General features: G+C 42.7%; 14 protein-coding genes and 2 pseudogenes. 12 read left to right on the top strand and 4 right to left on the bottom strand.

Annotated features, from left to right (window positions below; genetic code table 11):
- The first annotated feature begins 79 nt into the window (after positions 1-79).
- From EDD69_RS01985 to EDD69_RS02030, 10 genes and pseudogenes are all read left to right on the top strand, one after another.
- A complete protein-coding gene (locus EDD69_RS01985) occupies positions 80-1,021 on the top strand; it encodes a sugar-binding transcriptional regulator (protein ID WP_132947284.1) in 942 nt (313 codons plus the stop codon).
- Between the two features lie 425 nt (positions 1,022-1,446).
- Positions 1,447-2,661 (top strand): NupC/NupG family nucleoside CNT transporter, encoded by a 1,215-nt coding sequence (locus EDD69_RS01990; RefSeq protein WP_132947285.1) that lies wholly within the window; start codon positions 1,447-1,449, stop codon positions 2,659-2,661.
- 23 nt (positions 2,662-2,684) lie between these two features.
- On the top strand, positions 2,685-3,353 hold the full coding sequence (gene deoC, locus EDD69_RS01995; RefSeq protein WP_132947286.1) for a deoxyribose-phosphate aldolase: 669 nt from the start codon (positions 2,685-2,687) through the stop codon (positions 3,351-3,353).
- Positions 3,354-3,372: 19 nt separating this feature from the next.
- On the top strand, positions 3,373-3,543 hold the full coding sequence (locus EDD69_RS02000; RefSeq protein WP_132947287.1) for a XapX domain-containing protein: 171 nt from the start codon (positions 3,373-3,375) through the stop codon (positions 3,541-3,543).
- A gap of 153 nt (positions 3,544-3,696) precedes the next feature.
- Positions 3,697-4,902, top strand: coding sequence for an MFS transporter (locus tag EDD69_RS02005; protein WP_132947288.1), 1,206 nt, complete (start codon positions 3,697-3,699; stop codon positions 4,900-4,902).
- 78 nt (positions 4,903-4,980) lie between these two features.
- On the top strand, positions 4,981-5,808 hold the full coding sequence (locus EDD69_RS02010; protein WP_132947289.1) for a glycosyltransferase family 2 protein: 828 nt from the start codon (positions 4,981-4,983) through the stop codon (positions 5,806-5,808).
- 286 nt (positions 5,809-6,094) lie between these two features.
- Entirely contained in the window at positions 6,095-7,477 is a 1,383-nt protein-coding gene (locus EDD69_RS02015; RefSeq protein ID WP_132947290.1) for a glycine--tRNA ligase, read from the top strand.
- A 70-nt stretch (positions 7,478-7,547) separates the two neighbouring features.
- Complete coding sequence (locus EDD69_RS02020) at positions 7,548-8,222, top strand: uracil-DNA glycosylase (RefSeq protein ID WP_132947291.1); 675 nt, start codon at positions 7,548-7,550, stop codon at positions 8,220-8,222.
- A 9-nt stretch (positions 8,223-8,231) separates the two neighbouring features.
- Positions 8,232-8,402 (top strand): uracil-DNA glycosylase, encoded by a 171-nt coding sequence (locus tag EDD69_RS02025; RefSeq protein WP_132947292.1) that lies wholly within the window; start codon positions 8,232-8,234, stop codon positions 8,400-8,402.
- 14 nt (positions 8,403-8,416) lie between these two features.
- A pseudogene (locus tag EDD69_RS02030) lies at positions 8,417-9,402 on the top strand (potassium channel family protein).
- Positions 9,403-9,457: 55 nt separating this feature from the next.
- Here the strand turns inward: EDD69_RS02030 and EDD69_RS15745 are convergent.
- Positions 9,458-9,628 (bottom strand): annotated as a pseudogene (locus tag EDD69_RS15745) (glucohydrolase); the annotation flags it as partial.
- A gap of 123 nt (positions 9,629-9,751) precedes the next feature.
- On the opposite strand from EDD69_RS15745, the gene EDD69_RS02040 reads away from it, so the two are divergent.
- Complete coding sequence (locus tag EDD69_RS02040; RefSeq protein WP_165871702.1) at positions 9,752-9,997, top strand: YwdI family protein; 246 nt, start codon at positions 9,752-9,754, stop codon at positions 9,995-9,997.
- Between the two features lie 20 nt (positions 9,998-10,017).
- On the top strand, positions 10,018-10,389 hold the full coding sequence (locus EDD69_RS02045) for a DUF423 domain-containing protein (RefSeq protein ID WP_132947293.1): 372 nt from the start codon (positions 10,018-10,020) through the stop codon (positions 10,387-10,389).
- Positions 10,390-10,419: 30 nt separating this feature from the next.
- Here the strand turns inward: EDD69_RS02045 and gerQ are convergent, their stop codons facing one another.
- The 3 genes from gerQ to hemQ all read right to left on the bottom strand — a co-directional run bounded on the left by gerQ (position 10,420) and on the right by hemQ (position 12,271).
- Positions 10,420-10,929 carry a spore coat protein GerQ gene (gene gerQ / locus EDD69_RS02050; RefSeq protein ID WP_132947294.1) on the bottom strand — a complete coding sequence of 170 codons (510 nt, stop codon included), beginning with the start codon at positions 10,927-10,929 and terminating at the stop codon, positions 10,420-10,422.
- 18 nt (positions 10,930-10,947) lie between these two features.
- Positions 10,948-11,370, bottom strand: a complete 423-nt coding sequence (locus tag EDD69_RS02055) for a cell wall hydrolase (protein ID WP_132947295.1) — start codon at positions 11,368-11,370, stop codon at positions 10,948-10,950.
- 154 nt (positions 11,371-11,524) lie between these two features.
- Positions 11,525-12,271, bottom strand: a complete 747-nt coding sequence (hemQ, locus tag EDD69_RS02060) for a hydrogen peroxide-dependent heme synthase (protein ID WP_132947463.1) — start codon at positions 12,269-12,271, stop codon at positions 11,525-11,527.
- Positions 12,272-12,273 lie beyond the last annotated feature (2 nt).

Raw genomic sequence — 12,273 nt, forward strand, 5'->3', positions numbered from 1 at the left:
TATTATGAAATAAAAAGGAGTATCTCTTCAAAAATGGGAGATCGCTCCTTTTTATTAATGCATGCAAGGTGATGAAGGAATGGAACAAGATAAGCTAAGAAAAGTCGTAGAGGCGGCGAAGCTTTATTATTTGCTTGATTACAACCAGCACGATATTGCGAAAAAGCTTGGGGTGTCTCGCCCGACCGTATCGAGACTGCTGCAGCAAGCAAAGGAAGAAGGGATCGTCGAGATTAAAATTAATGATCCTACCGAAGATATAAAAAATCTTTCTTTGCAACTTGAGCAGAAGTTTAATCTTAAAAAGGCGATCGTTGTTTCGGTTCCAGAGCATCAGGATGGAATTATTAAAAAGTACTTAGGAAAGGAAGCAGCCGACTATTTGCGTTCGATTGTAAAAGACGGCGATATCATTGGGCTGACATGGGGGACGACCCTTTATCACGTCGCTTTGCAGTTAAGACATAAGCACGTAAAAGATGTAAAAGTTGTACAATTAAAAGGCGGCGTTAGTCATTCAGAAACGAATACGTTTGCGTCGGATATTTTGCACTTGTTTGGAAGCGCATTCAATGCAACAGTACATCATTTGCCTTTGCCGGCGATTGTCGATCATGTGGTTGTAAAGCAGGCAATGGAAGCAGATCGCCATATTCGCAAAATACTTGATCTCGGCCGAAAAGCGAATATCGCGGTATTCACAATTGGACCAATCAAATCGGAATCCTTGCTGTTCCAGCTCGGTTATTTCACGGAAGAAGATTTGCGCATCATCTATTCAAAAGCGGTTGGTGACATTTGTTCACGCTTTTTTGATCAAAATGGAAATCTTTGTAGCGAAGAATTGAATGCTCGAACACTTGGCATTGAATTAGAGGATTTGCGAAAAAAAGAATATTCGATTGCCATTGCTGGCGGAGTTCATAAAGTAGCTGGGATTTGCGGAGCATTAAAAGGAGGATATGCAAACGTCTTAGTTACCGATCAATTTACCGCTCAATGTTTGCTTGAAAAGGAATAAAAGGTCGATAACGTGGAGAAACAATCCAAATAACATAGGTAATCAAGTGTAAAATCGCATAGGTTTTACACTTGATTTTTTATTTTTCTAACATAATCCATGGAAGAACGAATTCACTTCCATCATCTGCGGTGAAGCTCGCTTCATGGTTGGCTAACAGGTGCGTTAGTGGAATAGTGATAAAGCTTGAGGAGATTTCCTCAAGCTTTTTTGTGCGAATGAATATGTGATTTTTATTGTGTTCATTTAAGGTTTTTCGAAAAAAAAACGGGAATACTTTAAAGAGACCGCTCTTTTTTATGCATATTTTTGTGTAATATCCATGAATTTTGTTTTACATTTGTTCTTGTTAACGTTTACATATGTTCTTTTTCCTGTTATATTTGATGGTGTCAATAAAATTTTTAAAAATAGGAGTGTTCAACATGAATATTCTTTGGGGATTAATTGGTATTTTCGTTGTGCTCGGTATCGGTTTTCTTTCTTCAAGCAACAGAAAAGCGATTAATCCACGAACGATTTTAGGTGGATTAGCGATCCAAGTAATGTTTGCGTTTATCGTTTTAAAATGGGAAGCCGGGAAAGCGTTTTTACAATGGTTAACCAATGCTGTTACAAGTGTTATTAACTATGCGAACGAAGGAATTAACTTCTTGTTTGGTGGTATGTTTGCCGCAAAAGGAATTGGGTTTGTGTTTGCGTTTCAAGTGTTACCGGTTGTCATTTTCTTCTCAGCGTTAATTTCTGTTCTTTATTATATTGGTGTGATGCAATGGATTATCAAGTTAATTGGTGGTCCGTTAGCCAAATTACTAGGAACAAGTAAAGCAGAGTCCATGTCTGCAGCAGCAAATATTTTCGTTGGTCAAACAGAAGCGCCGCTTGTGATTCGTCCATACTTGGCAAAAATGACGCAATCCGAATTGTTTGCGGTCATGACAGGAGGATTAGCTTCTGTTGCCGGTTCTGTTCTTGTCGGTTATTCATTGCTTGGGGTTCCGCTTAAATATTTGTTAGCAGCTAGCTTTATGGCGGCACCTGCAGGACTGGTTATGGCGAAAATAATCGTTCCTGAGACAGAAGAAATTAAGGAAGATGAACATTTCGAAATGGAAAAAGATGTAGAATCAACGAACCTTATTGACGCCGCTGCTCGCGGGGCAAGCGACGGATTGAAACTTGCATTAAACATCGGTGCGATGCTTCTTGCATTCATTGCTTTAATCGCATTAATCAATGGATTGCTTAGCGGCATTGGTCAATTATTTAACTATGACGGTTTAACATTGGAGAAAATTTTAGGTTTTGCGTTTGCGCCGTTAGCATTTGCGATTGGTGTTCCTTGGTCTGAAGCAGTTACAGCTGGTGGATTCATCGGTCAAAAACTAATCTTAAATGAATTTGTTGCTTATTCATCATTTGCGCCGCAAATTCCAGAGTTATCAGCAAAGACGGTTGCGATTGTGAGCTTTGCATTATGTGGATTTGCTAACATTTCTTCAATGGGAATTCTTCTTGGCGGATTAGGAAACTTAGCGCCAAATCGTCGCAGCGATATTGCGCGCATGGGATTGAGAGCAGTTCTAGCAGGAATGCTTGCATCTTTATTAAGTGCATCCATTGCAGGAATGTTTATTTAAGATAGAGAGAAGAGGGGATTTTTATGAAATCAATTGCAAAGATGATCGATCATACGTTATTAAAGCCAGAAGCGACAAAAGAACAAATTGAGAAACTAGTCGAAGAAGCGAAAAAGTTTGAATTTGCTTCCGTTTGCGTCAATCCTGTTTGGGTTAAACTAGTCGCAGAAAAGCTAAAAGGAACCCCTGTTAAAGTATGTACGGTCATCGGTTTTCCTTTAGGGGCCACAACACCAGAAGTCAAAGCATTTGAAACGAAACAAGCGATTGAACACGGAGCGCAAGAAGTGGATATGGTCATCAATATTGGTGCGCTTAAAAGCGGCGATGACGAATTGGTTGAACGCGATATTCGCGCCGTCGTTGAAGCAGCCAAAGGAAAAGCATTGACAAAAGTCATTATCGAAACAGCATTATTGACGGATGAAGAAAAGGTACGCGCTTGTGAAATGGCGGTTCGTGCAGGTGCTGATTATGTGAAAACATCGACTGGTTTCGCAAGCGGCGGTGCAACCGTAGAAGACGTGGCCTTGATGCGAAAAACGGTTGGACCAAACGTTGGTGTGAAAGCATCTGGAGGCGTTCGTAGCGCAGCTGATGCGCAGGCGATGATTGAAGCAGGAGCAACCAGAATTGGTACAAGCTCAGGTCCAGCTATTGTTCAAGGTAAAACGTCTAAGGCAAGTTATTAACGAAACGGAGGGGAATGTAATGAAAGATGTATTATTAAGTTTGCTTGCAGGGCTTGTTATTGGCGTCGTGTTCAAATTCTTACGTTTGCCACTTCCGGCTCCGCCAGTTTTAGCAGGAGTGATGGGCGTGGTTGGCGTATATTTAGGTGGCGTCGTTTTTGATTGGATCATGAAGACGTTTTTCAATTAAAGAGCCAAAAAAGGATAGCTGCTGATGAATTAAATTTAAAATAAGCGTCGGAAAACCGGCGCTTATTTTTTTGGCTATACATTGAACAATAGATGGAAAGGAAATATAATGATAAGAGACAGTAAGTTTACAGGTGACAACGGAGGGGATGACATGAGTAAAGATGCGGTCGTTTCAAAGCAGAGGCTTCTTTGGGTTGCAGGGTTTGGCTGGCTATTTGATGCGATGGATGTCGGGATGCTTTCGTTTATTATGGCTGCATTGCAAAAAGAGTGGAATTTAACTGCGGAACAAATGGGGTGGATTGGAAGCATTAACTCGATCGGAATGGCTGTTGGTGCGCTCGTTTTCGGGCTTCTAGCCGATCGTATTGGCCGAAAGCATGTCTTTATCATTACGCTTTTACTATTTTCAATCGGCAGCGGTCTTTCAGCCTTGGCGACAACGTTAACCGTTTTTCTCATTTTACGATTTTTCATCGGCATGGGATTAGGAGGGGAACTTCCAGTCGCCTCTACGCTCGTTTCCGAAAGCGTTCCAGCGCAAGAACGCGGAAAGGTTGTTGTGTTGCTTGAAAGTTTTTGGGCGGGGGGCTGGTTGATTGCAGCACTGATTTCGTTTTTTATTATTCCAAAATACGGCTGGCAAATGGCGTTGATTTTAGGAGCGCTCCCAGCTCTTTATGCGCTTTATTTGAGGGTGAATCTTCCTGATTCAGATCGCTTCCGCGTCGTTCAAAAAACGGAAAGACGTTCGATTTGGCAAAATATCACCGAGGTTTGGTCGAAGCCGTATGCAAAACAAACAACGATGCTTTGGATTCTTTGGTTTTCCGTTGTCTTTTCGTACTATGGTATGTTTTTATGGCTTCCAAGCGTTATGGTCATGAAAGGATTTAGTTTAATTAAAAGTTTTGAATACGTGTTAATGATGACGTTTGCTCAGCTTCCAGGTTATTTCAGTGTGGCATGGTTGATTGAGCGCGTTGGGCGGAAATTTGTGCTTGTCGTTTATTTAATCGGTACAGCGGTGAGTGCTTATTTCTTCGGAAATGCGGAATCGGCCGCCATGTTAATGGCGTTTGGAATTTTATTATCCTTCTTCAATCTTGGCGCTTGGGGTGCGCTTTATGCTTACACGCCAGAACAATATCCGACGGTTATTCGTGGAACAGGTGCGGGAATGGCGGCATCGTTTGGTCGAATTGGCGGCATTCTTGGTCCGCTCGTCGTCGGTTATCTCGTTGCGCAACAAGTGTCCATTACGATGATTTTTGCGGTTTTTTGTGCAGCCATTTTCATCGGTGTGTTGGCCGTTTTATTGCTAGGAACAGAAACAAAACAGCAAGAGTTGGAATAAATGAGCAAAAAGAAGCTATAATGGTGACATTGTAGCTTCTTTTTTGTTGACATCGAAAGAAAGGGCAGGGATGAGTCTTTGAACGCATTTGTTTCGGTTGTTGTGGCAACGTATAATCGACTTCTTCCGCTTGCGGAACTTTTAGAGTCGTTAAGTCATCAAACGTATCAGCACTTTGAAGTCGTCATTGTCAATGATGGAGGTGAAAAAATCGATGAAGTCGTTAAACTGTATCCCGAATTGAACATTCGTCTCATTCAATTAGCACAAAATGTCGGTCATGTGGAAGCGCGCAATCTTGGCGTACGTTCGGCAAAAGGCGAGTTTATTATGCTTTGTGACGATGATGATTTATTATTGCCGTGCCATATCGAACGAATGGTGAAGGAAATTCAAGATGTTGACTTTGTTTATTCTGATGTGGAAATTTTTCATTACCGCATGGAAAACGGGGGACGCGTACCGATCAATCGCTTTTTATTTGCATATGAATATGATCTCGAAGCAATGCGGAAATTTTCGACGTATGTTCCTTCGGGCAGTTTATATCGAAAATCCATTCATGACGCGATTGGGTACTTTGATCCATATGTGCACAATTATTGGGATTGGGATTTCTTTTTGCGCACTGCCGCGCAATTTCGAGTAAAGCGCGTCGCTGTCGCAAGCGTTCTCTATGCATTTTCAAACGAAGGCGATCACTTATCGAAGCAAATGAATGAAACGCGAAAAATGTATTTAGACCGATTAAGCGCCAAACATGGGCTTGGCGATTTGCCAACGAAAAACTTTTGGCTTCTTCTTTCTGAACCGGAAGTAGCGAAGCGAAAAGCGGCAAGTGAAGTGATTTGGGACGGAAAACCGATTCGTTCTCGGCTCGCGTTGACGGTTGATGGGCGATATTGACGATCGTCTCTTTCATTTGATAAAATAGCTAACAAATGAAATATTGAAGCAATGATGAAGGATGGATAGTAGCTGAAGCGCTCTTTTCTAGCGAGTCGGGGACGGTGGAAGCCCGATAAAGAGGTTCAGTGAAACGGCAGTCCGGAGTTGCGCGTGTGAAAAAGTGGATGCAGCTTTGCATCAACTAGGGTGGAACCGCGGGAGTCACGCTCTCGTCCCTAGGCGATTGTGCCTGAGGACGTGAGCGTTTTTTAATGGCGAAAAAAATATTAAGGAGGTAAAAGAAATGGCAGTGACAATGGAACAAATCGTTGCTCATGCGAAACATCGCGGCTTCGTGTTCCCAGGATCAGAAATTTACGGCGGCTTGGCGAATACGTGGGATTACGGTCCATTAGGTACGGAATTAAAAAATAATATTAAGCGAGCATGGTGGAAAAAGTTCGTGCAAGAATCACCGTATAACGTCGGTTTAGATGCGGCGATTTTAATGAATCCAAGAACGTGGGAAGCGTCTGGGCATTTAGGAAACTTTAACGATCCAATGATTGACTGTAAAAATTGTAAGGCTCGTCATCGTGCTGATAAACTCATCGAGAGCGCGTTAGAAGCGAAAGGAATCGAGATGATCGTCGACGGCCTTCCGTTTGAAAAAATGGAAGAGCTCATAAAAGAACACGACATCGCATGTCCAGATTGCGGCAGCCGCGACTTCACAAACATTCGTCAATTTAACTTGATGTTTAAAACGTTCCAAGGGGTCACGGAAACAAGCGCGAACGAAATTTATCTTCGCCCGGAGACAGCGCAAGGCATTTTCGTTAACTTTAAAAACGTGCAAAGAACGATGCGTAAAAAACTTCCATTTGGTATTGCGCAAATCGGAAAAAGCTTCCGCAACGAAATTACACCAGGTAACTTTACGTTCCGTACGCGTGAATTTGAACAAATGGAGCTTGAATTTTTCTGCAAGCCAGGGGAAGAACTACAATGGTTCGATTATTGGAAACAATATTGTGAACAATGGCTTTTATCGCTCGGAATGAAACGCGAAAACATTCGTCTTCGCGACCATTCGGAAGAAGAATTGTCTCACTACAGCAACGCAACAACGGATATTGAATATAAATTCCCGTTTGGTTGGGGCGAATTATGGGGCATCGCTTCACGGACAGACTATGACTTGCGCCGCCATATGGAATATTCAGGTGAAGATTTCCATTACCTCGATCAAGAAACGAATGAGCGCTACATTCCATACTGCATTGAGCCTTCTCTTGGTGCGGACCGCGTCACATTAGCGTTTATGATTGACTCATACGAAGAAGAGCAGCTTGAAGATGGTACGACACGGACAGTCATGCGTCTTCATCCAGCATTGGCTCCATACAAAGCCGCAGTCTTGCCATTGTCGAAAAAGCTATCAGAGGGAGCGCGCCAAATTTTCGAAGACTTGGCGAAGCATTTTATGGTCGATTACGATGAATCGGGTTCAATTGGAAAACGTTATCGTCGTCAAGATGAGATCGGTACACCGTTCTGCATCACGTATGACTTCGATTCACAAGAAGATGGCATGGTTACGGTCCGCGACCGCGACACGATGCAACAAACGCGCATCCCAATCACGGAATTGAAAAACTTCTTAGAAGAGAAAATTCAATTTTAATCAAAAACAGGCTATCCTATGAAATAGGGTAGCCTTTTCAATATAAACAAAACAAGGAGAGTTAAGCGGGATGGCTGTGCTAAAAAATGATTGGGCAATGCTTTTAGAAGAAGAATTTACAAAACCGTACTATTTAAAGTTGCGGGAATTTTTGAAGGAAGAATATCGCACAAGAACGATTTATCCCGATATGTATGACATTTTTAATGCGCTTCATTACACCCCGTACGAACAAGTAAAAGTCGTTATTTTAGGACAAGATCCATATCACGGACCGGGACAAGCGCACGGATTAAGCTTTTCCGTAAAACCGGGTGTTCCGATTCCTCCATCGTTGTTAAATATTTTTAAAGAGCTGCATGACGACCTTGGCTGTTATATTCCAAACAACGGTTATTTAGTCAAATGGGCGAAGCAGGGCGTGTTATTGTTAAATACGGTGTTAACGGTACGACGAGGCCAAGCAAACTCGCATAAAGGAAAAGGATGGGAAATATTTACCGATCGCGTCATTGAACTTGTAAACGAAAAGAAAACGCCAGTTGTGTTCATTTTATGGGGGCGCCATGCGCAAGCAAAGAAGGAACTGATTACAAATCCGCACCATTACATTATTGAAGCGCCGCATCCAAGCCCATTTTCGGCAGCGCGCGGCTTTTTCGGTAGCCGTCCGTTTTCGAAGACAAATGCCTTTTTACAAAAAGTTGGCCATGAGCCAATCGATTGGCAAATCGAAAACATTTGAGGGAGAGCGATGGAGAAACGGGTGAATTGTTATAAGTGTCAGCACTTTTATGTGACGTGGGACCGGCATTTTCCGAAAGGCTGTCGCGCGTTCGGATTTAAAAGCGCAGCGATGCCTTCGCTTGTCGTAAAGCAATCTTCAGGTACGGAATGTATGAAATTTGTGGAGAAAAGAAAGTAAGAGGGGATGGAGCGATGAATTCATCGAAATCGCTCGTCGCATCCGTGGTGGCGATGTTTTTAGCGATCGGTGTTGGAACGATCGGATTTATGTTTTCTGAACAGCTCTCTTTTTTGACTCCCTGTGGCTGACCGTTGTGACGATTTTGACGGTTGGTTATGGGGATACGGTGCCCCAAACATTTTATGGGAAAATGTTTGCGCTTCTTATTATTCCGATTGGGATTAGCATTGTGACGTATGCGACAGGGGCAGTCGCGTCGATGATGATTGAAGGGGAATTTTCAAAAACGGTGCGGAGGAGACGAATGAGAAAGAAAATTGAATCATTGTCGAACCACATTATTGTTTGCGGTTTCGGGCGTGTCGGGAAACAAGTGGTGCGAGAGTTATTAAAAAACGGGACAGATGTCGTTGTTGAACGAAACATTGAACATCTCGAAGAAATGGCCGATCAAGTGCTATACATAGAAGGAGACGCGACAGAAGATGATGTGTTGCTTGCGGCAGGAATCAAGCGGGCGGCTGGTTTGGTTGCGGCTTTGCCTGCGGATGCGGATAATGTTTTTATTTCGTTGACGGCAAAAGGTTTGAATCGCGACATTCAAGTCGTCGCCCGCGCAGAACGGCCCGAGACAGAGGAAAAGCTGCGTCGCGCTGGTGCGGATAAAGTGATCAATCCGTCGTTTTTAAGCGGACGGAGAATGGCGATGACGATTTTGAAACCGGTGAGTGTTGATTATGTAGATACCATTTTCCATGAACATGAAGAAGAGTTTGCGGTGGAGGAAGTAAAAATTGCGGTCAACTCTTCGTTCGTGAACCGTTCGTTGCGAGAAAGTGAGATTCGCACTCGTTATGGTGTGACTGTTGTCGCGATTCAGCGCGGAAGAACGATCATCAGCAATCCATCCCCAGATGAACGATTGCAAGTGGGGGATTTAGCTATTATTTTCGGAAAAAAGGAGCAGCTTTCCAGCTTTGAAGAAGCAGCGAAATGAAAACAGGACTGAGCGATGTCAGTCCTGTTTTATTTCATAAATGCGCGCTTCGCATAACGCCATCCAACTCACGCGTATAAGCATAAATGTATGAATCGTTTTTCGAATAGTACCATCACTGAATTTTCTTTTCGTAATTGAATGAGCTTTAACAATGGTAGACGGAATTTGAATCTTTGAGCGCTTTTTTGACGTTGATCTCTTTATGGTTTGGATTGACTTTTAAACAATGTACCACCATGTTCGCTTCATCTGTCGCCACCATCTTAAAGCGCTTTCAAATTGAAAACTTTCTATGTATAAGATAACATTAGTTTAGACGAAATAGGAAGACGGGAGTGAAAACGTTTTGGAAATATCTTTAACAAAAATTTTAGCAAAGATGGCGGAAGAGATTGCCCAAGCTCAGCGGGCGCAATCGATTGAGAATGTTCGTGAGCATATGGCGGCTATTCGTGTCCTTTGCGATTTAGTTTTGCAAGAAAAAGAACAAGCAGTCACTTCAGTTGATGAACCGACAGCACCGTTGCTTTCTAAGCGTGAGCGTATTGAAATCGGCGATGATGCGAACGGTCCGTCATTGTTTGAATTTTAATAGAAATGGGGAGAGAGAATATGAAAATTTTTGTTTTACTTGGGGCGATTAATGGCTTTTTATCTGTAGCATTAGGTGCGTTTGGAGCGCACGTTTTAGAAGGAAAAATTCCTGATAAGTATATCGAGACGTGGCAAACGGCTGTGCAATATCAAATGTTTCATACGCTCGGATTATTTATTGTGGCGCTTTTAGCGGCAAAATGGCCGCATGTTAGTTCTATTCCAATCGCTGGATGGTTAATGTTTGCAGGCATCGTCTTATTTTCAGGTAGTTTGTACGTCTTAAGCGTGACGCAAATCAAAGTTCTCGGCGCCATTACTCCGTTTGGCGGAGTCGCTTTTCTCATTGGATGGTTGTTAATCGGTTATGCCGCAATCAAATATTTGTAATGAAAAAACGAGGCAGACAAGCCTCGTTTTTTAACGTGGTGCGTATGTGCTTAATCCCGCATCAGCAAACGGGTATTCATACACAATCTCTTCATCGAATGTGACGTAATCTAAGTAAATCATCGGTAATAAGTAGCGCATGCCTGTTTGTGGATCGCTTAAAATGAGATGATCGCGTCCAGCCGCTTCGATTCTGCCTCTAAAAATTTTGGCGTTCCATTCGCGGTTGTTTTCAAATGTCATATAAACGGTAGCGACTTTTCCCTTATTTAATCGCAAAATGTTTTCAATATACGATTCTTCGAGCGGCAACATGCCAGGTAACGGTTGGCTGGCGGTAACAGGTGTTTGTGCGGCAGTTGTTGGCATTTGCGGTACAAATGTTGGTGAAGGCATTCCGAATGGGAACGTTTGCATTTGGCCTGTATATGGTTGCATTTGTTGGCCTGTATATGGATAGTAATAAGGATAGGTGTAATAAGGAACTTGTTGCGTGTAGTAAGGCATTTGTTGACGATCATCATTTTCATATTGGCTCATAAAGATCCCTCCTAAAAATTAATACACGCGTGGACAATCCGAACGACTCGGTGCATAAAAACAATGGGATTTATAGCGTCCTGTATTCCATTGGTTGAACCATTGCGCTGGACATGCCCCGGCAGGGCGAAAAAACCAAAGGCAATTGGTAGCTGGATGATAGCGCCATCCTCTAATGACGTTGCGTGCGAGACGCATATCTTCTTCTCGCGCTCGCTGATAAAAATATCCTTTTTGAATTGCCTCAAATCCTCCAGGACTTTGAAAAACCATTTGGCGAATGCTGCGCAATCCTTTAAAGTCTAAACAGTTTCCTCGTATGCGATTAATGCCGACATTGCCTACCATCAACATTCCGAGTTGCCCGTCTCCTTCCGCTTCGGCCCGCATTAATCTCGCAAGAAGCTTCACATCTTCTTCGTTATGAGCAACAACAGCCATTTCCTCACCTCGCTTATAAAGCAATCAACTCAACAATAATAGGCTATTATTGAAGCGGAAAAAGGTGACAAAAATATCTTCTTCTATTTCATATGTATCAATCGATATCGACGATTATGACAGAAAGAAAAAAGACCTCTAAGTAAAGAGGTCTTTATACGTGTAAAAATGAATACATTTTTTCTTTTGTTAACAAGTTGCCGACGAAGAAAGAGCCGAATTCGCCAAAACGCGCGCTTACTTCGTCAAAGCGCATTTCGTATACGAGCTTTTTAAATTGCAGTACGTCATCAGAGAAGAGGGTGACGCCCCATTCATAATCGTCAAATCCGACGGAACCTGTAATGATTTGTACGACTTTTCCTGCGTATTTGCGTCCTGTCATGCCGTGAGCACGCATTAAATTGCGGCGTTCCTCCATCGAAAGCATGTACCAGTTGTCATTTCCTTGACGACGCTTATTCATCGGATAGAAGCAAACATGTTTTGTTTTTGGTAAAATTGGATAAAGGCGACGGCGAATCTCTGGATTCTCATATGGATCGCCAGCATCAGCAGGCAAGTAGTTGCTTAATTCAACAACGGAAACGTAAGAATACGACGGAACGAGATATTCCGCTAATTTTGTTTTGTTAATGGCTGTTTCGATTTCATGAAGCTCTTCCATCGTCGGACGCAAAATCATGAACATGATGTCCGCTTTTTGCCCCATGATCGTATAGATCGCATGGCTGCCTTTATTAGCTGCTTCTGTCTTTTCCCATTTTTCTACTAATGCTAAAAATTCATGAATGGCTGCTTGCTGCTCATCGCTTGTGAGCGTTTTCCATGCGGACCAGTCGATTGAACGGAAATCATGAAGACAATACCAACCATCTAACGTTTGTGCTGCTTCACTCATTG

This window comes from Thermolongibacillus altinsuensis (genome assembly GCF_004341205.1).
Taxonomy (GTDB): domain Bacteria; phylum Bacillota; class Bacilli; order Bacillales; family Anoxybacillaceae; genus Thermolongibacillus; species Thermolongibacillus altinsuensis.

Coding starts and splice junctions, on each gene's coding strand:
- EDD69_RS01985 (WP_132947284.1), top strand. CDS start 80: ATGGAACAAGATAAGCTAAGAAAAGTCGTAGAGGCGGCGAAGCTTTAT.
- EDD69_RS01990 (WP_132947285.1), top strand. CDS start 1,447: ATGAATATTCTTTGGGGATTAATTGGTATTTTCGTTGTGCTCGGTATC.
- deoC (WP_132947286.1), top strand. CDS start 2,685: ATGAAATCAATTGCAAAGATGATCGATCATACGTTATTAAAGCCAGAA.
- EDD69_RS02000 (WP_132947287.1), top strand. CDS start 3,373: ATGAAAGATGTATTATTAAGTTTGCTTGCAGGGCTTGTTATTGGCGTC.
- EDD69_RS02005 (WP_132947288.1), top strand. CDS start 3,697: ATGAGTAAAGATGCGGTCGTTTCAAAGCAGAGGCTTCTTTGGGTTGCA.
- EDD69_RS02015 (WP_132947290.1), top strand. CDS start 6,095: ATGGCAGTGACAATGGAACAAATCGTTGCTCATGCGAAACATCGCGGC.
- EDD69_RS02020 (WP_132947291.1), top strand. CDS start 7,548: ATGGCTGTGCTAAAAAATGATTGGGCAATGCTTTTAGAAGAAGAATTT.
- EDD69_RS02025 (WP_132947292.1), top strand. CDS start 8,232: ATGGAGAAACGGGTGAATTGTTATAAGTGTCAGCACTTTTATGTGACG.
- EDD69_RS02045 (WP_132947293.1), top strand. CDS start 10,018: ATGAAAATTTTTGTTTTACTTGGGGCGATTAATGGCTTTTTATCTGTA.
- gerQ (WP_132947294.1), bottom strand. CDS start 10,929: ATGAGCCAATATGAAAATGATGATCGTCAACAAATGCCTTACTACACG.
- EDD69_RS02055 (WP_132947295.1), bottom strand. CDS start 11,370: ATGGCTGTTGTTGCTCATAACGAAGAAGATGTGAAGCTTCTTGCGAGA.
- hemQ (WP_132947463.1), bottom strand. CDS start 12,271: ATGAGTGAAGCAGCACAAACGTTAGATGGTTGGTATTGTCTTCATGAT.